Here is a 23,174-nt window from a genome sequence, read left to right as displayed (position 1 = left end):
TTTTGAACTTCCTGCAACAAACAACGTCATCAGAATAAAGATAGCTGCGTCTTTAAGCTCACAAAACAATTGCTTGTGGGGAAATTCACAAGAAATTCAGCAAGTGCGGGGGTTTAGCAGTGTTATGAATGTGCAGAGAACCAGATATGGACATGATCAACAATCCGCGACTTCATGTCATTCATGAAGCCAATGAAGCGACATTGTTAGTGACGCCACTCAAAGACGGGTAACAATGTTTGCCACCCGTCTTCAGTTCAGCATCTGGGGATATACACTTTCCCTATACCAGCGCCGCAGCCCGCTTTTTCTCTTCAAGATCTTTCTTGTGAGAATATTTCAGCAATTCCTCAGCCATGCCTTCAATGATATTGGTGTCGTCGTCTTCACCTATCATGCCAGTCGCAGATTTTTTGGCTAGTTCACGGCGTTCGATTTCATCCATGGCAGAGCCGTCCGGGTAATTCTCCGCCAAGACCCTTCTGGCCTTGGATGAACCAATGGCACGGTACAACTTGTCCCTGAGAATAGTATCTTTGCGCGTCGTTGAGAAAGCCCACAACTCCATAGGACCGACAGTGTTGGTCAGCAATTGCTCGTTCCTGTGTTTCTTGGTCGAGAAAATCGCCAGGAAAGTCGAACCACCAGAACGGGGTGGATGCACCCGGCCAGATTCCAGCGCATGACGTGCTGTTTTGGATAAACCAAAGCGGTCACCAATTTCCTTAACCTGGGCAGCGTCACCACCATCAAGGACAAAAATGGACGTCGCAAACTCCACCATCTCTTTATCAAAGTCATTCATGGATTGCGACAACAGGCAAACCTGTACGCCCCATTTACGACCCTCACGCATATATACCAGGACCTGGTCACGCACCACAGGTGAGTTTTCAGTTCTGTGGAATTCATCGAAGACCACGCGTTTCGGATCTTCCTTGATCTCATCAACACGTCCCTTGTGATAAGCCTTGTACAAGGAACGGCATTCCTGCAAATTTTCCTCATTGAAGAAGAAGTTACGTGTGCCTATGAATTGCCCCAACATATACATGATACCGGTACGGCGGTCAGCAGCAGCACCACCAGATTTAGCAACTTCATCCAGATCAATCGCGACGATGCGGGTATCACCAATATCAAACTTAGTCGTCGATGTCAGCACCGGATATTCACGCAAGACCGACTGTATCATACGTGAAAATGCATCCACGATGGTTTCAGAAGTTGCGGTTTTTGGTTTGGTATACACGTCCCTGAAAGACTGATCTTGCACTACGGATGTCAGGTCATTCATGTTCGGTACGGCGAAACGCTGTGCCAGGATGGCTTCATGCACCATGCCGTTCCTGAACAATTCGTCCGTGATATCCCACCAAGTGGTGATCTCGTCAGTATGCAAGCCCAATGACCTGACTGCTGCATCGACTTTTTCATCCTGATGTTCAGAATAACGTTTGGGACTTTTCTCTGGCGAATACAGGCGGTAAGCCTCATCCACGACCATACCGCAGATATCCGGCATACCATCGTAAGGCTCAGTTTTACCCATGGGCATGGTCAACAGTGTCAGCAAGTTCACCAGAAATGCACGCTCTTGCGGTATAGGATAATGATAACCAAGCTGAGTATCGAAAGGATTGACCGCATATTCTGGCGTCATGCGCAGACGGAAATAATTGGCCAGATGCTTGAGATTGGGTGGCAGGGCATCCTTGACCAGAGAAATCAAACCGCTCGATGAGGGGCCGATATCAATGACGGAAATGCGGGGCAAGCGCTTCAAACCAGGCATGACGCAAATCGCCCAGTTCAACATGTTCGACAAGACAGACTTACCTGAACCCGGTTTCGCAAAGATGATATCAATCCAGGTAGTCTGCTTACTGGAGCCCGGTTGATAAGGCCAGAGCTTGCCGTCTGGCGAACGGAATAATACCGCACCCTCTTTCCATGAAGAAGCCGGGCGCTGCAAAGGCATCATGTAGACGATGTCAGGCAAAGGCGCAATGGCTGGTGTGCCCATATTCTTTGTGGAAAATCCTACCAGGGTAGATGCAACGCCTTCGAAGGGATCACCACTCTTGTCGAATACTTCTATACCGCCCCAGCCTTCAATGGCACGTGCCAGCCTTTGCTCCCTGCTGCGTAGCAGTTTTTCCTCACCAACAGGAGCCCAGGTGGCAAACGACATGGATACCTTGACGACCGTACCGCCTTCCATGTCCTGATAATTCTGCAATGCCTGCACAGCATTATTGGCCAGCTTGTTATTCGATGAGGCAAAGGAAATCAAGGCGGCGATCATTGACTTCATGCCGAATCCGCGCACACCGCCGCCTTCCATCATCATGGAATAACGCCATGGCAAATCTGCCTCGCGGAGGCGGGCAAACAATCTTTGGAAGGTGTTGATATCTTTGGGGAAGAGATATACGTGGACGGGCGCAATGATACGGTCACCTATGCGCAACCATTTGCCATTCAATTCTTCTGCATCACGCGGCATGATCTGATGTTCTAAGCGTGGATACAGTATGTCCGATACATCACGTGGATGTGGGTTTTCAAAAGCACGTGGAGATATCTTGTCGCCCAGTAATCTGGGTTTCCACAATTCATCTGTGTAATCAGCATCGTAGGACATACGCGCCACTCGCAATGCCGTGTGCGCATCCAGGATTTCACAATCCAGGCCTGCTGTTTCCAGTTCCAGCCTCACTGAGCGCTTGAAAGAACTATGCCTGTCACGCAACTCGCGGATCGCAGCAAACAGGTACTGGCTATGCTTCATAACCGGTATGCTGTGTTCTTTATTGAACTGCACTTTTTCTTTGGCAGCGGCGGCAGATTCTGCCTTGGTCATGGAAGAACCATGGGTCCACACCACCAGATAACATTCCTCATGGGAAGTGTACTGCGACATATGAGCCACTTTGGCATCGAACATGTCTTGCACATCCATTTGCAAATTCCTGGCGGTTTCCCTTGAGCCCTCCAAAGCATAACGAATGTCACGCACAACAAAGTCTTTATCACAGCCAAAGACGATTTGCATATGATGCCCGGCCGTGCCAAAAAAAGCCTCAATACCTTGCATCAGTGAGCGGTGTATGACCGCAAATTCTTCCGTACCGACCAAAAATCTCGCGCCGTCAACCCGGATAAAACTGATCAGGGATCCATCTTTGGCCACCAGCGTGCTCTCATCATCTGTAGTTTCCAGCTCGCAATATACCGAAGCAGCACTCCGGAACATGGAACCAGCCCAGTAGACGAATTCATCCACACCTTCAAGAACAGAATTTACAACTGACATACTTTCCCCGATCAAATAGAATTCATTTCATATGAGTGATCAGCACTAATTTTTTAGACAGGCAAACTTTTCGCTGCATAAGAAACATGCCTGACATCGCGCTTCCGCAAACGCTTTTACAAAAAAACCCCGCAGACAAGGCCTGCGAGGCTTTTTGCGGGCTTTCAGAAATTTCTACCATTGCGCAAATGGCTGCAACAGCAATTTTCAGCAATCTTGCTCACACCAACATGCTGCGCAACCCTTGTTTCGCAGCATTTACAACTCGGAATACCGTAATATTAAGTTCCAAAGCTGCTGTAATCATAAGAGACCTTGTCGCTCTTCTGTGTACCACCCCACAAGGACTGACCGGCAGTAGTCATCAGTGATGGCAAGTACAGCAAACCAGCAGCAACAGCCAACATCACGATAGGTGTGGACAATGGCGTTTGTTGAGGATTATCTTTATGTGCCTTGAATTTGAACATCGAGCCACCCGCCAATGCAACACCAGCCATGTAACAGGCACCTTGTATCATGACCTGTACACCGTTAATACTCTTGGATGCATTCATCGCCACGTCACCAATCGACGTACCAGCCTGCGCGAATGCCAGTTCTGGAACCAGCGCTACTGCCAGGCCTGCAGCCACGCCCAACACAACACCCAGCTTGCCTTTAATACTCTTGTTAAGTTTTTTCATGGAAACACTCCTAAGCTTGAGAAATAGATGCAACAAAATCCGGTAACAACATCAATAAGAATACCTTAGACCAAAAATGCTTTCAAGTTTTTATACAAACAAAAGTAAAAATATTTACCTTTTTCGTACATCCGTCGAAAGAGTGCCACGCTACGGGAGAATAATGTTGCTGATACCCAATGATTTCTGCAAAACTTCTGAAAGTCCGACAATATTCAGGCAAAAAGTCCCCCCTACCAACAAGACGATGGCACGTTTGGCAGTATCTTCTTTATGCCCGCCACCAGAACCCAGCATCTTGAGTGCATACCAGCCACGGGCAAATGCGATCAGGCCAATCAGGTTGACAAAGCCGATGACAACCCGTGCCGCCTTAATACCTTCCGCGTCCAGAATGGTGGAAGTGGTATAGGTCATGACGGTGCTGGTGCCAAATGTGGAAATCAGAAAGGTGTCGATTGAAGATGAAAGATAAAACATGCCTGTCGCTGCAAGCAGCGTCATGACCACCGACATAGCGCCTTCATCAGATTTTCTTTCACCTATGCGCTTTAACTTGAACATGGAAAAGCCAAACAGGAACATTGCCACCACAAAACACATGGCCTGCACAAAGTTCCACAGTCCGGGTATGCTCTCACCAAACGTCAGCAGCATGGTCATGGCTGTCGGGCCAGCAGCAAAGGCTGGCGCTGTCAGCAGACTGGCAACTATGCCGAGGGAAAATCGAAAGCGAGATATTGACATCAAAGGCCCCAAACCTGTCATCAGTTATAAGTACGCCCACCAGCCTGGAAAGATTTTCTTTCAAAATCTATTCTTTCCAGACGCCCCAGACCTTCCATGTCACCACCCAATTCAACTTCATGGGTCAGCCCATCACGGTCACGGTACAGCACACGGTCACGCAAAATAGTCAAACCTTGCAGGGACAATGCCTTGGGTGCTGCATCCGCAGTCTGCGCGCGCGAAGGCAAGTTCAATGTCTGCGCACCATTTGTTTTCGAAGCAGTACGAGATAACTCTGGTGTAATCGCATTGCCTGCTTTGGCTGTATCAAATAGCATGACACGCCCACTGGCTTGCTGAACCTGCTGAGTTGGTCTGGCACTCGCCTGTGCTGGTTCACGTTGTGATTCTTGTGCTGCGGCTGGCTTATTGGATGTGCCGCAGAAAGCACGTCTTGGTTCATATTTGCAGAGTTCGGCTTCCAGTCGCAATTTAGTCAGGCCCAGATCATTCACACGCCCTTCCAGCATGCTGACATATTGCTCGCGTTTCTGCGCATCCTGGGCAGGTGCGTAGGATTGCGCAACTGGTGCTGTTTGCGCTACAACAGGCCTGGCCGGCACGGGCATCGCTGCTGGCGGTATTACAACTGGAGCAGCGGCAGGAGTTGCCGCATTAGGGTTATTACGATTTTTAAGCTGTGCCAACGCTACCAGATCCTCATTCTGAGGCTGGCTGGCGGATGCCGGTGCCGACTCCACTGCAGGCTTTTCTGCGGTAGCGACAACAGCTGCCTTGTCTTTTGCTTCTGCCTCATTCTTCTTGCGCTCGGCCTCTTGCTTTTGATTCTTGAATGCCTGCTGTTGCTGCTGGCGCTCTTCATTTTGCATGTTCTGGAATTGCATGTACTTGGTGTATCCAAATACGCCCATGACAAACAGCATCAGGCCACCCATGGCCAAAAACATGGTCTTGTTATTATTCTTTGCCGCTACCGCAGGCAAGGGAACTACTTTCTTTTCACCTTCTTTTTTTGCAGTTGCCGAGGCAGCTGCATCTGCATTTTCTTCCTGATCACCTGCAAGGCCATCCCAGTCATTCATACCCATCATTCTTTCCTTATCTTCAATTTATTTTTGGCTTTTCGGTCAAAAATAAAGCTGCATTCAACAAGCGGATTTAACGTTGGCCATACACAGGCACTTGCCCATACAATGCCGGCTGGCCACCATAGGCTGGCTGGGGCGCGTACACTGGCTGCTGGCCATAGGCAGGCTGTGGTGCATAAACTGGTTGCTGGCCATATACACCCTGCTGACCTTGCTGAACCGGAAGCGCTGGCGCATAAGTATTCGCCATCGCAGGTTGCGGCAATGCACGTCTTGCGCCATTAGCCGCGCCCACTCCTTGCACCGGACCACTATTGTCTGCGTTGACCCCTTCGACATAGACGATGTCTGCCGCCACCAGCAAACCTATCTCCGTCTGCGAATAGACTTCCAGGGTATTTGGCCTGTTCGTATAAGGTGCCAGCGTACTGGCGACCCGGTTCATGGTCTTTGCTGCACCACGGGCAATCAATTGCTGGTTAGTGAGTTCTGACTGAGTGACAACAGTCGGCGAGCCATTCTGTCCATAAAGAACAGTCGAATTCGTCTGTGCCTTGCCCTCAGCATAACCCTGGGCAAAATCAACGATGGCAGCCAAACCGAATTTAGTCAGCAAATGACGGTCAACATTGTCAGCCACCGCAGCACGTTTGGTATCACGGTCTACAGCGAAAATTTTAACGGGGATGGAACGTTCAAACTTAGGATGATTCAGCGAAGTAAATTGAATCACTGCCTTTTCTGAGTATGGCGCAGTCTGCCCCGCCAGAGCACCTAACAGCTTCCCTCCCTTGAACGGGCCACTCAGGATATATGCTGTGACCGCACTAGGCTCGTCCGTATTCATGCCTATATCGATGCTGCCGTAAAAAATATCCCCTGCCCTTGCGAACACTTGCCCCTTCTTTTGCGGGTCCGCTTTGGCTCCAGGCTGTTCTTGTGATTCTTTTTCCTTCTTGTCAGCCTGATTATTCTCACTGCCTACATAGGCAGTATAGAAAACCCGTGATCCTGGCTCCCATACTTCATTAATCTTTGCTTTATCGGCTGTCAGTTTGCGCTTCCAGTCATCGACTTTTTTCTGTTGCGCCGCTTCTGCATCGCGTATCTCTTGCTCTGTCGGCTCACGTGGACCGGCATACCTGCCAAAGCCATTTTCTGCATTACGTGCAGCGTACATAGTAGGATCTATCGCATTGCCCGTGGTGGCGACAGATGCCGGCGCAGTGTCAGGTCGCATGGTGGCGATAAAAGTTTGCCCGCTTGAATCAGCACGCTTGGCAGCATCTTCATTCGCAGCCTTGCGTAATTCAGACTGCTGCGCATCAACTTTCTTGGGATCAATGACAGTCTTTTTATTCGCGTCAGCGGGTAACGCTGCAGTATTCGTAGGCCCGCCCTGTTCCTTTTCCAGAGCACTTTTTTTAAGCATGCCATTGACTGCCAGCGCGACGCCTGCGATCAAAACAACAGCAACACCTATTACCATCATGCGGGATTTTGGATTTGTCAAAAATCCTGGTCCGCCTGTTTTCTTTTCTGCCATTTAAAACCCCGACACGCGTAATTCAACACTCTTACCTTCTTGCGCTGCGTAGATTACCGGTGTGCGCGCAGGAAGCTCATAAACATTGGTGCCATCAATGGAGGACATGGTCCCCGTCCATGATGGTGAGCGCACTGAAGTCTTATTGGTCAGGCGCAAATACATTTTTCCATCCAGCATCCAGGCTCTGGCATCAGCCCCCTCAACTTTGAGTTCCTGTGCTTTTTCTGGCACTACGCCATTGAGCATGGAAAACATCGAAGACGAAGCCTCTGGTGGCATTTGCTTTTCTATCAGTGCAGCCGCATTCGGGCCACGTACCGGCATTCTGGCATCAAGGCGCACATCGGTTTCTTTTTGTCCCGTCACCAGGCGCACAAAAACCGGCGTACTCATGCCAGCCAAAAAGACTTTCAAATTACCGTAGGCATAATCCTTGATAGGCTCCAAAGCAATTTCATGCGGATTATTATTGGCATGAAATTCCACCGCAAACATGGATTTGGATGGCGCAGAAAATTTGACGACAGGCCAGGGATTACCCGTTGAATCTGTGAATAACAGAGATGAATTCTCATTGACGTTCAAACGCATTACCGGTATCACTGAGCCCGGCTGCAGATTCACGATAACAGAGGAAATTACCGCTCTATGCATCTGCCCGTCAGGTGTGCGTACTGAACGCTTGAAATCATCAATACGGTCGTAATAGCGATTAATCTCATCCCGGTTAAATGTCACGGTTTCATCAAGCAGCTCATCAAAAGCCTGCTCTTTGGGATCACGGAATTGCGGCATCTTGAGCTTGGTACGTGGCCTTGCATAACCATCTGGCGATGGCAACATGGCAGGATCACTGTAGCGCGCATTGAGTTCTGATGCAGTCAGTTTGGCCGAACTGGCAGGACTCACCGCTTGCTGGGCAGGATCAACTGGCGCAGGCACTGCACTTGGCAAAGCCATTTCACCGGGCTTGGCAGGCGTAGCCTGCCTGGCATGTGCAACACTGCCAAGCAGCCCTATGAGTAGTGCGCAGGCAAGCTGGATATTTTTGTTCTTGTTCATCATCAACGACCTCAAATCACCGCTCGAAAGTACTAAAGCTATCGATCACCACGCCACGCGGATTTTCCAGAGGAGAAATTGCGCGCAGGTTCATTTTTATTATCAGTTTTTGCTTGATTGGACTCTGTCCGAATGGCGTATAGGTCACATCAATCGGCATTTCCACTTTCCACATATAGACACCATTCACTTGTCCATCGCCAGTAATAACAGGGCTACTGGTGACGACTGCAGAAACCAACATGGATTTTTCTTTGACTGTCTGCAGCGTACCGGACTTATCCAGTTGCTCCATATAAGCTTGCCAGCCATCAGCACTGAAATAATCAATATTGCCCTGGAACTGCTTGCGATAGTTCACATAGTCATAAGTGAAGATCGATGTCACCGATTCAGCAGCCCAGGTTAGCAGCGCATTCTTGGATATGGTAGGACGGCTGATGGGGCGCAATTCAATAATGCGCCCGTCATTTTCGGCGGCTATATACAAGGGCTTTGGGGGATTGCGGTATACGTCATACAAGGCATATGCCATCAAGATCGTCAGCACCAGCAAGCCCGCCACCACTTTCTGGATGAAGCGATAGCGATCAAGATAAAACTCGGCACGCGCCATATTCAATTCAGGCTGTCCAGTGGTTTCCTTGACATTACCACCGGAATTGGATGAATCAACTGCATGCGCCGACTGCTTGACTTCTGACTGAGGCTGCAATTTTTGTTGAGCTATGGAACCAGACATCTTGATCCTCTTACACGTTATGGATACGCCGATACGGCATTTGTCGCTGCATTTACTGCTGCCTTTTCTGTCGCGCTTACTGACGCTTTTACCGCCTGTGTCGCCTTGACCTGATCGACACTGTCAAACTGCCTCAACTTCACCAATAAACCATTGCGCGTGGTTGCATACAGATCCCTCTGAGGAAAACTGCCGTACACCAGAAACATCGCAACCACCAGAACGATATTCACGCCAACCAGACCCAAAGCGAGCACAGTCATGCGACGGAAGTTATCCCGGTAGAACTCAAAGCCATAACGCCTGGTCTTTTTGACCACAGGCGAAAGTGAAGGCTTAACAGGTATTGCTGGATCTTTTTTCATAGAAAAATTTAGAATTCTTCAATTATCTTAACATGTCAATTTATGAAAACAAAGGCTAGATAAGGTTTTTTCGACATTTATTCCAAATTCTACCAGCTTTGCAAAGATTTTATTAAGACAATGATGGTAAAAAACATCTGGATTGTATCAAGGTAATTTAATACGGCTTATTGCGCCTGTGAAAGGCATTTATGGAGAGAAATATTTCGTCGCAGATGAACATAGACCAATAACAACAAATGTTGTCTATCTGATGCCCAGAGGAAATAACAGCAGTTTCACGAGAGAAATTTTTTACAATCAGCGATGACTAAAACCGTGCTGCCGAGATAGGAATGTCACCAGGTGCATTCATTCGAATACGTTTGCGGTCAACTATTCCTGCAACATTTCCCTGATCATCGCCAACCGGTTCAGATACACGGCCTCGCCGTTGGCGTCGTCAGAGATAGATGGGGCAAAGTATTCGTCTTTCATTTTGTCGAACAAGGTTTCTTGTGCGGCCCTGACAGTCTTGTCTTCAGCCACAAACGGCAACAGTGGCAAAGCCCGGCCGAAAGGAAAATTGGTAGCGCAGCGATTTAATACCTGTATCACACCATATAACGCGCCCAGCGCCGCAGCCAGCTTGGCTTCACCGTCAACCGGCAATTCTGCCGCCATGGCCGGGCTATTGTGCTGCAGATGCTGGAAATATTCTGCAGCCAATCCATCTGGCACCGGTATGGACTGATATAACTGCAAAGCCCGGTCTACATGAGGTTTATGCAAATTGTGCAGAGCTTCAACTAGTTGATCTATCAGAGGCATGATTTCTTCCGCTATAAAAGTTGGGGATGTCCTGACTTAGTCAGTCAAATTCAAATTGCAGGATTTCTTTTTTCCACCTTGTGCCATGGCAGCCTGATAACGGCTACTCGATGCCTGCCTGGATACGTCCATCAGCGACTCTTTCATTTTCTCTACATCAAATTCTGGCGCAGCCGCAGGCTGACTGGCAGCGATGGTCATTTTCCCATCCTTATTTTGCAGCACATCACCGGTCGCGGCTTTGCTGGCCATGGTTGTACCACCACAACTCATGATTTGCGGCTTGACCGGGGTTGATTTAGATTTTCCCAGCAAATCTATATTGACCACCTTGATGCCGCGTTCAGCAGCCAATTCTTCAGTCAGGGACCCACCCGCCAGGCAAATTTGCACAGTAGCGGCGGAGCAGATCAATAAGAAAATTCTTTTCATAGACCCTTCTCCAGCATTTTTACTTCATAGGAGGGATTGATGATTTCATCACATTGCTTGATCACTGCCAGATAAACAGGTTCATTCTTTTGCGCCTGCGCCTCAGCAATCAGGACAAAGTTTTTTGACTGGCTGATGGAGGATTTGAAATTGATATTACGTCCGGACGGATTAATTTTTTGTCCCGCTCCCAACAAGTGATACTTGAAAAGGCCAAAAACATCTATATCCATTTTTCCTGCGTCCACAAGTACGGGTCTGACAACAAAGCTGATATCTTCAAAAAGTACATTCTCGCCTATGGACCCACTTTTTTTGAATGCCACAGAAAAGTACTTCCCTTGCGTGAACTCGTAATTTGCCGACACTGCGTACTGCTGAGCACGACTCACATTCATCCTGATGAAATCGCCATCCAATTCATCAAGTTTCGATGAGAACGCGTAAAAAGAATAGGGACCACTTATTTTTTTTTCACATTTACGTACCGATCCGCAGATCAGCTTTGCTATTTCTGCTCCTGCTGGCAAACGGTAAATTGTCAGTTCATACTCGTTATGATGCTGCGGCATTTGCGCTGGCAAACTATGTTTGGGCTTGACCAAAGATGTCTTTGCATCTGCGGCGGCAACCGGCGCAATCTGTGCCGCCAGCACCAGCGCGAAACTGCAAATGCCAATGAAGATGTGCTTGTGCAACAAAACTTACCTCTGTCTGGAATTATTTAGCGCGCCTGAACAGGCGAACGATGCCGTTGCGCATGGACTGCCCAGCTGTTACCAGCGCAAGCAAAAATACCATAATGCAAAAACTGTAGAAGAGCCAGGCCAGATAAGACTTCAATTGCGGGAACATCAAATTGGCCAGAAAGCCGATCAGAAAATAGGTGCTTACCCCAAGCAAATGCAGTCGCGCTACCGTCAGTGAAGGCAGGCGCAAGGCAAAATACAAAGGCAACAATTGTAGTGCACAAAAAATAATCAGGCTGAATACGCGCTGCTCAAAATGAATACTGAGTATGCGTGTAAGACCAATGCCAAATAGCAGAAAAATCACCGCGCTGACGGCAAATAACAGCTGCATGGCACTGCCAGGCAAGGCAGAAAACTTACTCATCGACGGATTAGCAGTAATGGTAGTCATACTTCACTTTCATCAAGTACTTGTTTCCAGGCCGCAAAGCGAGCAAGTTGCTGCATGAAGAAACTCCGGTAAAAAAAATATCGCCCCAGTTCATAAAGAATCAAGCAGATAAAAGCGCCAGGTATCGCCATGACACCCGCACCTGCCGCATTCAAGGCCGTGACCAACAACGCGAAAATCGCAATGGCGCTGACCACGCATAAGACCAGAAAAAACATGGTTGTTAACAGGCGGCGTAATTTTTTCCGCAAAAAAACTTGATACATCATGGTTTGCTTAGTCATTTTTGATAGATAGCGTTTACTGTCAAACCTGGATTATTTTTTAGGCAGCGCATTTGGAGAAATGAATTCTGTCTTTTCTTTCAGCTTGGGCGCCACGCCGTCATCAATGCAAACACTGCGGAATGCAAAACCCTGCGGCCGGCTATCTTCATAAGATTTCAATTCCGCGGGTTGCAGCAAATCCTTGCGCTGAAATTCAGCAATATTTTTCTTGGCGTAGGTGTAAATCGCTTTATAGTCTGACACTTCGTATTTGGCGGCGTTTAACTGATCATAAGCGGTAAAAAAATTACCCTGTACTACGGCAGCATCTTTGCCACACTCTTCCATTTGTTTCTTGCGGATGGCAAGAAGCTCTTTTTGCTTTTCATTGAAGGGTTCCAGGCTGACATTGATTTCCAGTTCCCTTAGCTTGATTTGCCTGTCAGTGGCAAAATGTCTGACAAACATCAGGTCAGTCGCGAGTACAATCAAGCGTTGGGAACGTTTGTCATCAAGTGGCTCGCGGATCTCTGGAATTGGATTTTTTTTCTTATCTTGAGCATGGGCAATATTACTAGCATTTCCAAATGCGAAAGTTGCTAACAAAAACAGAGCGAGTTTATTCATTGACTTAACCGAATTTTAAAAAATACATACCCAGCAATAGTTTTTCATCGTATTCCAGTAATTTTTAAGCTTCTGACAGCTCGATCAAAATTGACACTTTCAGTCACAATTGCTAGCATTCGATGAGAAAAGTTTTTTTACCTTCATTTTTATAAAGGTATTTTGATGAGCTTAACAAATATTGCGGAAAAATACGAGAATGAAACAAAAAATTCTGTATTACCCGCATGGAAAAAAGAGTTTTTCCAGACTTTGGCAAAGAACCCCACGGTGAAAACCATCTTTTTGCGTCTGGAAACCCAATATGTGCAAAAAAAACAAGTTCATCACAGACTGGTTCCGACCATCGCCTGGAAAGTTGAATTGCCGGGCTTTCAAAGTAATTCCCCAGCGCAACTTGCCGAGTTACGCCGGGAATTATCTGCCACACTAAAAGTGAACGGTGTGCAGGTTGTCCACAAAACAGATGAATGGATGCGCTATCTCAAAACCCATCATGAAGTGGGCATGTCGTATGCAAGACTGTGTGGCCTAGCCTGATGAAGAAGTTTATATGTGTATTGACTGCCACGATGTTACTGAGTTCCTGCGGCAAAATCTCAACGCCAGCAGTTAGCGAAGGGGTGGCCTCACCGAATATGAAGGTACCTTTAAGTCTGCTGCAACTGGAAATGGCTTGTGAAGACGTAGCGTCCATCATCATGGTATCCATGTCAAATCGTCTCAGGAATGTCGATGTCTATAAGACCCGCAGTTTTGCCCGTTCAGTTGCAGACTCTTTTGACACCCGCTTCCCTGAGCTGCCTGCTGACATACGGTTGCAAACCCGGCGTATTTACATGCAAACGGTCAGTGATCAATACCTGGCTGAGCAAACGGTGATACAGCAGCAGGTAGAAACTTTCCGCCAATATGGGGAGAATAAATTCAGGGATGGCGCGATCAAAGCCTGCAAGCATGGGCTGGCAAATATCCCCCAAGGTGAAGCTTTGCCAGTATTGCAATTAAGAAAATAAGACCTATAGCGTTCAGCTGTCGCAAGCTCGTGCAGCAAATGCCTGAGACAACATGTATTATCATGCCTTGCTTCCTGAGTAGCAGGTCAACACGCGATATGCAATATGCGCCAGAAAAATAAAAAATGAATACCCCGAACACGGTCAAATCAAAAATAGACAGCATTCTCAACGAGTTACCCCGCTATGGTAGTTATGTGCTTGCAGATCTTGTTGCTGAGCGTGAGAGAATACGCGCCATACTCGTTAAAATTCTGGAAAAACGGCCAGACGGGCCGCAACTGACAGGTTTTGAAGAAAAAATGGTGGCAAAAGCGCTTAATGTCTACGAACCTTACATTGATGCCGCCATACAACGCAAACAGGCAGGCGAAATCATTATTCGCCCTCTGCACACCATAGCATCGATACAGCCTGAGCAAATAGAATCAGGAACTGGTGAAAAACTCTGGATTAAATCAGTGCTAAAAACACGCTATGCGCTGACCATGCCTGATGATCTGATCCTCAAACTCGAAAGTGTACGCGACTGCAATTTCCGCATCCGTATGGAGGAAGGGTTTACCGATCCAGACTTGCCTGACCTTGTCGGGATGGCGCATTCAGAACAATTCAGTCTGCTGCCCGAAGGTTATCTGAGCCGTGATGACGATGGCACACCCCTGCTGTATGCCACAGCAAGAAGCACTGTGCCCCTGTCCCTGGATATGCAAAATGTCGTCAAAATCGAATTCGCCAATCGCAATCACGGTGGTGAATTGTGGCGGCACCCGCAATACCAATTAAACGATGGTTGCTTTACCAGTCTGAATACTCAAGGATTTTTACTGCGCTCAAAACTGATGGCGCATATCTCAAAATCGCAGTTGCGCTATGAAGTCAAATTGTATGATCATGGAAAGCTGATTGCCGAGACCCACAATTTCCAAAGCCGGCAAGCAAAACATGTGCAAGCTGAAAACGAAAATTTGCTGAGCAACGCAGCTTTGAAAGAAGTCATACTCAAGTTGACTCCCAAACCGGGCGACACGCCTGATGAAGACTTCCTTGAAAAATTTGATGCGACACAGAAGGAATGGATTGTGTCTGCACGAGCAAAAGAGCTGGCCAGGATAGGTATGGATTTAACTACTTAGACCCAGGGGCCTGGTCCCTGGCTTGCAACTTGCCGCAAGTGGCATCCACTTTTTTTGCGGTATTGAAGTCAAGATCGGCGTTTTGCATATCCTGGACTATTCTTGCAGGCTTGACCTGGTATTCACTGGCCAGACTATGCCCTGCAGGAAAGCTGGTAAAACTGATGCCTGCCATATCCAGCAAAGTTGCGAAATTGGCGCTTGTCATTGTGGCCTTGCCTTGATTCTCCAGTAGCTTATTCCATTTGGCAGTATGCGTTTCCCGATAGGCTTGATTGGCCCACACAAAATAAGGGACGCGTAAATTCTCTTCATTCATGGCGCCGTGCCCTATGAATTTGCACTGCGGTGTGGGCAATGTTTCGCCGTGATCGGAGCCATAAATCATGGCCGTGTTACCTTGCAGGGCAGTCAATGCCTGCATGATTTCTCCCAGTACATGATCGGTAAAACGTATGCTATTGTCGTAGGCGTTGGACGTTGACTGCATGTCATTGAATTGTTCACCTGTAGCAGCAGCCCTTTCGTCACCAATGACAGGAAATTTCTCAAATGCCTTAGGGTATCTGGCCGCATAGATGGCGTGACTCCCCATGGTATGCAGGACAATCAGTTTCTTTGGCGATTTTTCCTGCAAAATATTTTTGAGTGGCGCAAGCAAGGCATCGTCATAGACGAAACCAAGACTTTCATCGGATTCAAAATACTGTTGTACGTCCGCTTCTGCTGCGAACAGGGTAGTAACGTTATTCAGGAAACTTTTCTTGACCTGGGTAGACAGAAAATAAGTTTTGAAACCTGCTTCCTTGAAAGCAGAAATCAGGGATTTTTGCGTCGCCCCTTCCAGCATGATATCCCGCCCACTTAAATAGATGGGGATGGATCCCATGGTAAATGCCCTGGGGGTAATCATATCCCGCATGCTGACCAGCTCTCCGTTTTGTCTGGCTTTCAGCAAATTGGGTGAAGTATCCCGGATATAGCCGTTCACTGTCCAACGGTCAAATCTGGCTGTCTCGCCCAATACCAGTACATAGGTTTCTTGCGCTGCCGCAGGTTCAGTCAGTTTTGCACCAAAACGAAAATTGCTCAGTTTTTGCTCCATGCCATGCATGAATTTTTCTTCCTGCCAAAACATCCACAACCTGATTGGCATACCGTAAGGGAAGGTGTCTTTCACGGTTGATAGCAAAGGGGGCAAATTGTCGACGCCAAACAATTTTTCTCTGGCATTTTCACTAACTGTAGGAAAACGGTTGGCATTCCTTTCTTTGAGATAGCTACTGGCACTCATGGCTCCGATATACCAGCCATAGCCTGCGACACAGAGCAGACAGAGTATCAAAAAACCACCGGGCTTGAAACGACTGCGGCGAGAAAAATACAATGCCAGCATCGTACTGACTGCACACAATAATAACCACAGCACTATAGTCTGACTACGTTCCAGCAAATAATTAAGTGATTCACTGCTATCACTGGAAGCAAGAATTGAAAACAGGCTGGAGCCGGATATACCTCCAAACTGATAGGCCACATAAGCTTCGGCTCCAGCCAGTGCAGCCAGTAAGCCAGTCAGTATCTTGACCAACAGACTACGCTTCCATAACTGGAAGAACAGGAAGGAAATGGGTAAAGCAAACAAGACGATCTTGCCACCATATAAAGGCAGTGCTGCTGCCTTGACAATGACAATCCCATTGGTAATTGCAAATGGTATTAATAAGAACAGGAAAGACAACAATTCATCAGCCAAACCGCTGCTGAGATGATGCCCTTCCTGATTTTCCTTGTTAAGCTGACTGGCAGGCGTATTCATTTTTTGCAACCCGGTATGGCATTGCCCGCAATACCGGTTTTATGTGTTGTTATTGTTTATTAGCGGTTGATGGTGCAAGCATGCGCAGACGCATGACTGAGTTTTCATTCTTGAATTCAATACCATCCGGTGTCCATGTTCCAATAACGCTGCGCGCCTTTTCCGACATCAATCCAGTATGTCCTTGCAAATTCTCGAAGTAAATGACATTGCCTTTGATTCTATACACACCGCTTAACTGCTTGCTGACTTCAGGCTTGGTATTTGCCCAATCTTTCTTTGCTGCATAGGAAGAAACGCTGAATTGAAAGCTGCGATTCTCTGCCAGGGTAATCTTGTATTCCAGTACCTGTTGCCGGGATTCCGCAACACTCATAAATGTACCCGGGAATATCTTCAGGTCAGGCAATTTTTCGGCATTTTCCACCATTGCTGCATACTCCGGTTTCTCTTTCAAAGGTGTATTCCCCACCGCATCAAGCTCGTTTTTGCTGCCAAAAATCATAACAAGCAGGGCAATGCCCGCTACAAATACCGCAACCAGTACAAACTTGGTAATCAGCCGCATGAAATTCTCTTTCCTGTTATGAGCTAATGAAAGTAAAATTTCATCAGCATTGACGATGAAGCCAATGTTATCATTAGCAGACAAAAACTGGTCGAAAAACCATAGTTTCCGGTTTTTTTTTGAAATCCAGACAGTACTGCATCAGGGAATCCGGGATTATGAACACCATACTTGTCGCCTTGCTGGCCAATATGATAGGCAATGAAATGCTGGCACCGAACCAGCCACGCCCAAATGGCTTGCCTATGCTTTACCGCTGTGAAGTGTATCCGCAAGCCAAGATCAACCCTGAAAACTTTGACATGGTGGTCACCCAGGGTCTGCGCAATTGCGTGGCACTGCGGGAAATGACTTTCCCTGAATATCTGGACTGGCGTGATGAGCAGGTAAAAGCAGGCAAGGAAAAAGCAAGGTAGTCAAGCCGCTAATATTGCGCCAAGCACATACATTTTTACAGCTTATCTGTATTTACCCTGTATTTATTCTGCGTATCAAAAATTATCAACAGATAGACATTTCAATTACAAAGGTCATTATTCGTGCTTTCTGAACATCTGAATGCCAGCATCTTTTCTGAAGCAGAAATAAAAAAGCACTGCGCGCGAATTATTATTGATGGCTATGCCATTGAAGCCAATGATGGGGTTGTCCCTACGGTCGCAGAATGCCTGCAGGCAGAAAATGGTTTGCGTATCGTGGAAACCTATCTGGCCAAGGGTTACCCACGCCAGTATTTCAGCCGCTGTGCCCTGCCCCGTGACAGCAATGATTTCTTGCGGGCATTTGCTATTTCAGACCGGTCAAAAATCAGGTTGTATGGAGACATCCTGGGATTTTCAGTTTTCTTTGGTAATTTGCCCATCACGGTGCTTTTACTCGAAAGCATGCACGATACCTTGGGTAAAACCCACTTTGTCATGACAGAAGACAGTAGCCTGATATCAGATGAAGAACTAAAAGGGAATATCAGCTATGACAATATTGCTGATTATGCCGTCAATGAAAATGAACGCTGGACCATGCTGGAAGTGGCGCTGGCAGCACCGAATGGTGGCGTGCTTGAATTGATAGAGAACCGCCTGAATACGGATACGCAAAAGATCATCCTCAGGCAGCAATTGCGACTGGAAAAAAACAGCCTGCAATCACCACTGTCAAAAATGGTGCGTTATTTCATAGATACGCAACGTATCGATAAGATCGCCATCATAGACCGCTTGCTGAAAGAAATCGGTAGCCCGGTCAGCTTTGCTGAACACTTTAGCGATATCGTGTTTGATGCAATTCGCAAACGTACTTTGCCACCGTCCAAGCTGGCGCTGATACCGGGCCTGAACAAGAACATGGCAGACCGTAACCAGAACTCATGGTCATTGTATCTGGATGCATTTATTTCAGACCAGGATCGTCAGGAATACGAAAAGCTGTTTGCCTGAAAATCTACAAAAAACTGGCAGGGAAACCTGCCAGTTTTCATTCCAGCATTAGATAGTCGCCGCCAGACGTGTGCCCTGGTTGATAGCACGTTTGGCATCCAGTTCTGCCGCTACATCCGCACCACCGATCAGATGGACTGGCTTGCCAGCGGCTTCCAGCATGGCTTGCAGGTCACGCCTTGGTTCCTGCCCTGCACACAGAATCACATTATCAACTGGCAACAATTTTTGCTCACCACCGATAGTGACATGCAAACCCGCATCATCTATCTTGTCATAGCTGACACCGGCTATCATTTGCACTTCACGGTTTTTCAAACCTGTGCGGTGTATCCAGCCTGTAGTTTTACCAAGGCCATCACCTACCTTGGAAGTCTTGCGCTGTAACAGGAAAATCTGGCGTGCAGGTTTTTCCACATCAGCAGTACGCAGTCCTCCCACATTTTTGTAATCAGTATCGATACCCCATTCAGCATAGAATTTTTCCGGATCCAGACTAGGGCTGGTACCGCTGTGGCTCAGGTATTCTGCAACGTCAAAACCTATGCCGCCTGCGCCTATGATGGCAACAGATTTGCCAACCGTTTTCTTGTCACGCAAGACATCGAGATAACTGAGGACTTTGGCATGCTCTATACCTTCGATAGGCGGGACACGCGGAGTAATGCCCGTTGCCAGTACGACTTCATCAAAGTCTGCCAGGTCAGTTGCGTCGACCTTGGTATTGAGTTTCAGCGTAACGCCGGTCAGTTCGATTTGTTTGCCGAAATAGCGCAGGGTTTCATAAAACTCTTCCTTGCCAGGCACTTGCTTGGCGATATTGAACTGACCGCCAATTTCAGAACCGGCATCAAACAGGGTGACAGCATGGCCGCGATTGGCAGCAGTCGTCGCAAAGCTCAGGCCGGCAGGGCCAGCACCAACTACAGCAATGCGCTTGGTTTTCCCCAGAGGTGCATCGACCAGTTCAGTCTCATGGCAGGCACGTGGATTGACCAAGCAGGATGTGACCTTGCCACCGAAAGTATGATCCAGACAGGCTTGATTGCAACCTATGCAGGTATTGATTTCATCCGCCCTGCCCTCTTCTGCTTTTCGCATGAACAGCGGGTCTGCCAGCAGTGGGCGTGCCATTGACACCATGTCACAATAGTCTTCTGCCAGCAATTGCTCGGCAATTTCAGGCGTGTTGATACGATTGGTGGCGATCAGGGGGATATTCACCTGGCCTTTGAGCTTCTTGGTCACCCAGGCAAAAGCAGCGCGTGGCACCTTGGTGGCAATAGTAGGGATACGCGCTTCATGCCAGCCTATGCCGGTATTGATGATTGTCGCACCTGCGGCTTCTATGGCTTTTGCCAGTTGCGTGACTTCTTCCAGCGTAGAACCACCGTCAACCAGATCCAGCATGGAGAGGCGGTAAATGATAATGAAGTTGGTGCCCACTTTTTCGCGTATGCGGCGCACGATTTCTATAGGGAAGCGGATGCGGTTTTCATAAGCACCGCCCCATTCATCGTCACGCTGGTTGGTGCAGGCGGCGATGAATTCATTGATCAGATAACCTTCTGAACCCATGACTTCGACACCATCATAACCTGCTGACTGCGCCAGTGCAGCACACCGGACGAAATCAGAAATGGTTTCTTCCACTTCTTCTGTCGTCAATGCATGCGGCTTGAATGGATTGATCGGTGCCTTGATGGCGCTCGGTGCGACCAGGGTAGGCTGGTAAGAATAACGGCCAAAATGCAAAATCTGCATGGCAATCTTGCCACCGGCCTCATGTACCGCCCTGGTGACTATCTTGTGATGTTCTGCTTCTGCTTCAGTGGTGAGCATGGCACCGCCATGCATGGGACGCGCTCTTTCATTCGGGGCAATGCCACCAGTCACGATCAGGCCAACGCCACCACGGGCGCGCTCTGCATAAAATGCCGCCATGCGCTCAAAGCCATTGTCGACTTCTTCCAGCCCCACGTGCATGGAACCCATTAAGAGGCGATTGGGTAAAGTAGTGAAACCCAGATCGAGTGGCTTTGTCAGGTGAGGATAAAAAGACATGGCGTATTCCTAAAGAAGGGGGCGTCAAAAAAGGACTTACGCAAAGCCGTTCCAGCAAGGCTGGTGCTTTTGGGAAACATCTCTTGCAAGAGATGTTCGTTTCGTTGGCAGACAACATGTTGTCTGAAATACCAACTACATCACCAGCGACGAAGACAGTGCTTTAGCACGGCTAGGAGCTGCAACGCAGCTGGGGCGGCTTTTCGTAAGTTCTCACAGTTATGCAACTGAGTGCATAAGAGAATACCGAAACTGCTTTATTTATGCAACCAGTTGCATATAAAATGTATGGAAACCACACCGACTATTTACTCTAAAACATGTCCCTGCCCCATGCCTTGCTAACCTCCATCGCCGAAAAGCCATGCTCGGGCTATGACCTGGCGCGGCGTTTTGACAAGTCCATAGGCTATTTCTGGCATGCGACACACCAGCAAATCTACCGGGAACTGGGGCGCATGGAAAGCCAGGGCTGGGTCATCTCGACCGAGGTCGAAGGCGGGCGGGCAGGTAAGAAACTCATCGATATCCTGCCAGCAGGCCGGGATGAATTGCGGCGCTGGGCCAGCGAAAGCAGTGCGCCGATGAGATTGCGCGACGACATGATGGTCAAACTGCGGGCCGATGCAGCAATAGGACCGCTTGGCCTGACAGAAGAATTTGAGCGCCGTCTGCAATTGCATAAGCAAGAGCTGCAGACTTACAAAGAGATAGAAAAGCGCGATTTCTGCGCAGCAAAGCTGTCACACGAACAGCAATTGCGTTACCTGATTTTAAAGGCGGGCATCACCTTTGAAGAAAGCCGCGTTCAATGGACCAAAGAGGCACTGCGTATCCTGAAGGATGGCGCAGAAGCGAAGTGAAGGAACGCAGTTTCCTTCTCTTTCAGGACTTATGCAAAATTGTCCCAGCAAGGCTATCGCTGTGAGAAACATCCCTTGTAAGGGATGTTGGTTACGTCGGCAGTCAACATGTTGTCTGAAACCCCGACTAGACCGTAGCGACGAAGACAGTACTTTAGTACGCGGCTCCCAGGAGAGGAGCTACAACGCAGCTGGGGCGATTTTGCATAAGTCCTACTATTTAGGGCGTGGCCGCTTAACGTCTGCCTGCACCGCCTGCAAACGGCCTGCGCGCAATTCTGTGACTGCCTTGGCTACCGCAATCGCCACGTTACGTGACTCCTGCCGCATGGAGACATCCGCATCCAGGGTTTCATGGCTATTCGCGTAGGGTTCGTAATAGCCTATGTACCTTCCCAATCGCGCCTGCGTACCGGCATCGATAAAACCCATCCAGTCCAGCCAGTCCGATAGCGCGCGGCGCGAGTCATCAACGCCAGCCACATCGCCATGCACGATCAGACCATAGGCCCGGCCAGCCAGATGCTGGGGGTAATTCCAGCCCGCCATTTCCAGCTCCTTGGCTTTAGCGGCTTTTTTACCTGAGGTGGATGTAGGATCGGGATTGCCACCGTCAGCACAGACCAGGCGGTCTATCATCAACTTCAAGGGACTGGGGCCTTGGTACCAGTAGACAGGGGTGATGATGATCACGGCATGAGCAGCAGTCCAACGCTCATAAATTTCTGCCATCCAGTCATTGGTCTGATTCAGCGCATGATTGGGGTAACAGCTGCAGGGCCAGTGGCACAAGGGCATGGCTGTTGAAGCGCAACCCTTGCAAGGGAAAATATTGCGGCCATATTCTGAAGTCAGCAAACTCAGGTCGAGTACATCAGGCTGGATATTCGTTTGTTCCAGTTCTTCCCTGGCAATTTGCAACAGGCGAAAACTCTTGGACATTTCACCAGGACAGGTACCGTCATTGCGCGCCGAACCACAGATCAGCAAGACACGCGATGGTGTTGATGCATCGCTCCAGCGAGATTGCGCTGCATCCAGACGATCTTTGGTAGCTTGCCATTCAACCGACAAATCATAATCCGGGTCTGCATAGCCAGCGCCCGCTTTTTGCGTGAATGGGGCCTTGCGTCCTTCGTCATAAGCATGCCAGGCGATTTCTTCCAGCCGGGCTATTGCCGATTCTTCTACCCGAAAAGCCGGATCAATAAAACTGGCGCGATAACGCTGACCAAATTCTTCACGACTGAGCTGGGTTTTTGCCTGGCCTATGCGTATCTGTATCATGATGAATCTCCCTCTTTGTGCAAACGCAGTCAGGTGTGAGAACAGCCGTGCTGAATAGATATGGACAGGTTAAGTGATGTGCAGGCTGCTATCTGTACGTTGCTGCACATTCAGACTGGCCAGCAGATTGACCAACCCCAGCCTCC

The 23,174-nt window shown here is 48.4% G+C and carries 24 protein-coding genes; 6 read left to right on the top strand and 18 right to left on the bottom strand.

Annotation, left to right across the window (positions count from 1 at the left end; all coding sequences use genetic code 11):
* Window positions 1-283: 283 nt before the first annotated feature.
* The 14 genes from AC3WQT_RS14880 to AC3WQT_RS14815 all read right to left on the bottom strand — a co-directional run bounded on the left by AC3WQT_RS14880 (window position 284) and on the right by AC3WQT_RS14815 (window position 12,839).
* Window positions 284-3,319, bottom strand: a complete 3,036-nt coding sequence (locus AC3WQT_RS14880; RefSeq protein WP_492704737.1) for a putative type IV secretion/conjugal transfer ATPase — start codon at window positions 3,317-3,319, stop codon at window positions 284-286.
* A gap of 281 nt (window positions 3,320-3,600) precedes the next feature.
* Window positions 3,601-4,005 carry a hypothetical protein gene (locus tag AC3WQT_RS14875; protein ID WP_492704736.1) on the bottom strand — a complete coding sequence of 135 codons (405 nt, stop codon included), beginning with the start codon at window positions 4,003-4,005 and terminating at the stop codon, window positions 3,601-3,603.
* Between the two features lie 150 nt (window positions 4,006-4,155).
* On the bottom strand, window positions 4,156-4,752 hold the full coding sequence (locus AC3WQT_RS14870; protein WP_492704735.1) for a hypothetical protein: 597 nt from the start codon (window positions 4,750-4,752) through the stop codon (window positions 4,156-4,158).
* 20 nt (window positions 4,753-4,772) lie between these two features.
* On the bottom strand, window positions 4,773-5,846 hold the full coding sequence (locus tag AC3WQT_RS14865; protein WP_492704734.1) for a hypothetical protein: 1,074 nt from the start codon (window positions 5,844-5,846) through the stop codon (window positions 4,773-4,775).
* A 67-nt stretch (window positions 5,847-5,913) separates the two neighbouring features.
* Complete coding sequence (locus AC3WQT_RS14860; protein WP_492704733.1) at window positions 5,914-7,389, bottom strand: DotG/IcmE/VirB10 family type IV secretion system protein; 1,476 nt, start codon at window positions 7,387-7,389, stop codon at window positions 5,914-5,916.
* Window positions 7,390-8,457, bottom strand: coding sequence for a DotH/IcmK family type IV secretion protein (locus AC3WQT_RS14855; RefSeq protein WP_492704732.1), 1,068 nt, complete (start codon window positions 8,455-8,457; stop codon window positions 7,390-7,392).
* Window positions 8,458-8,470: 13 nt separating this feature from the next.
* Window positions 8,471-9,196, bottom strand: coding sequence for a DotI/IcmL/TraM family protein (locus tag AC3WQT_RS14850; protein WP_492704731.1), 726 nt, complete (start codon window positions 9,194-9,196; stop codon window positions 8,471-8,473).
* A gap of 17 nt (window positions 9,197-9,213) precedes the next feature.
* The gene (locus AC3WQT_RS14845; RefSeq protein ID WP_492704730.1) at window positions 9,214-9,561 is read right to left on the bottom strand and encodes a hypothetical protein; all 348 of its coding nucleotides are present in this window, start codon (window positions 9,559-9,561) and stop codon (window positions 9,214-9,216) included.
* Between the two features lie 375 nt (window positions 9,562-9,936).
* Window positions 9,937-10,371 carry a hypothetical protein gene (locus AC3WQT_RS14840; RefSeq protein WP_492704729.1) on the bottom strand — a complete coding sequence of 145 codons (435 nt, stop codon included), beginning with the start codon at window positions 10,369-10,371 and terminating at the stop codon, window positions 9,937-9,939.
* 36 nt (window positions 10,372-10,407) lie between these two features.
* A complete protein-coding gene (locus tag AC3WQT_RS14835; RefSeq protein WP_492704728.1) occupies window positions 10,408-10,803 on the bottom strand; it encodes a hypothetical protein in 396 nt (131 codons plus the stop codon).
* Complete coding sequence (locus AC3WQT_RS14830; RefSeq protein WP_492704727.1) at window positions 10,800-11,501, bottom strand: hypothetical protein; 702 nt, start codon at window positions 11,499-11,501, stop codon at window positions 10,800-10,802. Before AC3WQT_RS14830 ends, AC3WQT_RS14835 begins: the two co-directional genes overlap by 4 nt.
* Before the next feature lie 22 nt (window positions 11,502-11,523).
* Window positions 11,524-11,946, bottom strand: a complete 423-nt coding sequence (locus AC3WQT_RS14825; RefSeq protein WP_492704726.1) for a hypothetical protein — start codon at window positions 11,944-11,946, stop codon at window positions 11,524-11,526.
* A complete protein-coding gene (locus tag AC3WQT_RS14820; RefSeq protein WP_492704725.1) occupies window positions 11,943-12,143 on the bottom strand; it encodes a hypothetical protein in 201 nt (66 codons plus the stop codon). Before AC3WQT_RS14820 ends, AC3WQT_RS14825 begins: the two co-directional genes overlap by 4 nt.
* Window positions 12,144-12,263: 120 nt before the next feature.
* Window positions 12,264-12,839, bottom strand: a complete 576-nt coding sequence (locus tag AC3WQT_RS14815) for a hypothetical protein (RefSeq protein WP_492704724.1) — start codon at window positions 12,837-12,839, stop codon at window positions 12,264-12,266.
* A gap of 165 nt (window positions 12,840-13,004) precedes the next feature.
* On the opposite strand from AC3WQT_RS14815, the gene AC3WQT_RS14810 reads away from it, so the two are divergent.
* The 3 genes from AC3WQT_RS14810 to AC3WQT_RS14800 all read left to right on the top strand — a co-directional run bounded on the left by AC3WQT_RS14810 (window position 13,005) and on the right by AC3WQT_RS14800 (window position 14,991).
* Entirely contained in the window at window positions 13,005-13,379 is a 375-nt protein-coding gene (locus AC3WQT_RS14810) for a hypothetical protein (RefSeq protein ID WP_492704723.1), read from the top strand.
* Window positions 13,379-13,855, top strand: coding sequence for a hypothetical protein (locus AC3WQT_RS14805; protein WP_492704722.1), 477 nt, complete (start codon window positions 13,379-13,381; stop codon window positions 13,853-13,855). The genes AC3WQT_RS14810 and AC3WQT_RS14805 overlap by 1 nt, the downstream gene beginning before the upstream one ends.
* 125 nt (window positions 13,856-13,980) lie before the next feature.
* Window positions 13,981-14,991, top strand: a complete 1,011-nt coding sequence (locus tag AC3WQT_RS14800; protein ID WP_492704721.1) for a hypothetical protein — start codon at window positions 13,981-13,983, stop codon at window positions 14,989-14,991.
* Here the strand turns inward: AC3WQT_RS14800 and AC3WQT_RS14795 are convergent.
* A complete protein-coding gene (locus AC3WQT_RS14795; protein WP_492704720.1) occupies window positions 14,984-16,810 on the bottom strand; it encodes a phosphoethanolamine transferase in 1,827 nt (608 codons plus the stop codon). The genes AC3WQT_RS14800 and AC3WQT_RS14795 overlap by 8 nt on opposite strands.
* 49 nt (window positions 16,811-16,859) lie before the next feature.
* A complete protein-coding gene (locus AC3WQT_RS14790) occupies window positions 16,860-17,378 on the bottom strand; it encodes a hypothetical protein (RefSeq protein ID WP_492704719.1) in 519 nt (172 codons plus the stop codon).
* Between the two features lie 158 nt (window positions 17,379-17,536).
* Here AC3WQT_RS14790 and AC3WQT_RS14785 point away from each other — a divergent pair, with 158 nt between their 5' ends.
* Together AC3WQT_RS14785 and AC3WQT_RS14780 are read left to right on the top strand one after the other, a co-directional pair.
* Entirely contained in the window at window positions 17,537-17,794 is a 258-nt protein-coding gene (locus AC3WQT_RS14785; protein ID WP_492704718.1) for a hypothetical protein, read from the top strand.
* Window positions 17,795-17,917: 123 nt separating this feature from the next.
* Complete coding sequence (locus AC3WQT_RS14780; protein ID WP_492704717.1) at window positions 17,918-18,814, top strand: hypothetical protein; 897 nt, start codon at window positions 17,918-17,920, stop codon at window positions 18,812-18,814.
* Between the two features lie 48 nt (window positions 18,815-18,862).
* On the opposite strand, the gene AC3WQT_RS14775 is transcribed toward AC3WQT_RS14780, so the two are convergent.
* The gene (locus AC3WQT_RS14775; RefSeq protein ID WP_492704716.1) at window positions 18,863-20,878 is read right to left on the bottom strand and encodes an oxidoreductase; all 2,016 of its coding nucleotides are present in this window, start codon (window positions 20,876-20,878) and stop codon (window positions 18,863-18,865) included.
* Between the two features lie 320 nt (window positions 20,879-21,198).
* Between AC3WQT_RS14775 and AC3WQT_RS14770 the strand changes: the two genes are divergently transcribed.
* The gene (locus AC3WQT_RS14770) at window positions 21,199-21,741 is read left to right on the top strand and encodes a PadR family transcriptional regulator (protein WP_492704715.1); all 543 of its coding nucleotides are present in this window, start codon (window positions 21,199-21,201) and stop codon (window positions 21,739-21,741) included.
* 216 nt (window positions 21,742-21,957) lie between these two features.
* Here the strand turns inward: AC3WQT_RS14770 and AC3WQT_RS14765 are convergent, their stop codons facing one another.
* Window positions 21,958-23,028 (bottom strand): flavodoxin family protein, encoded by a 1,071-nt coding sequence (locus AC3WQT_RS14765; RefSeq protein WP_492704714.1) that lies wholly within the window; start codon window positions 23,026-23,028, stop codon window positions 21,958-21,960.
* Between the last annotated feature and the right edge of the window lie 146 nt (window positions 23,029-23,174).

This window comes from Undibacterium sp. FW305-107 (assembly GCF_058788535.1).
This window is presented reverse-complemented; position numbering and strand designations above follow the sequence as displayed.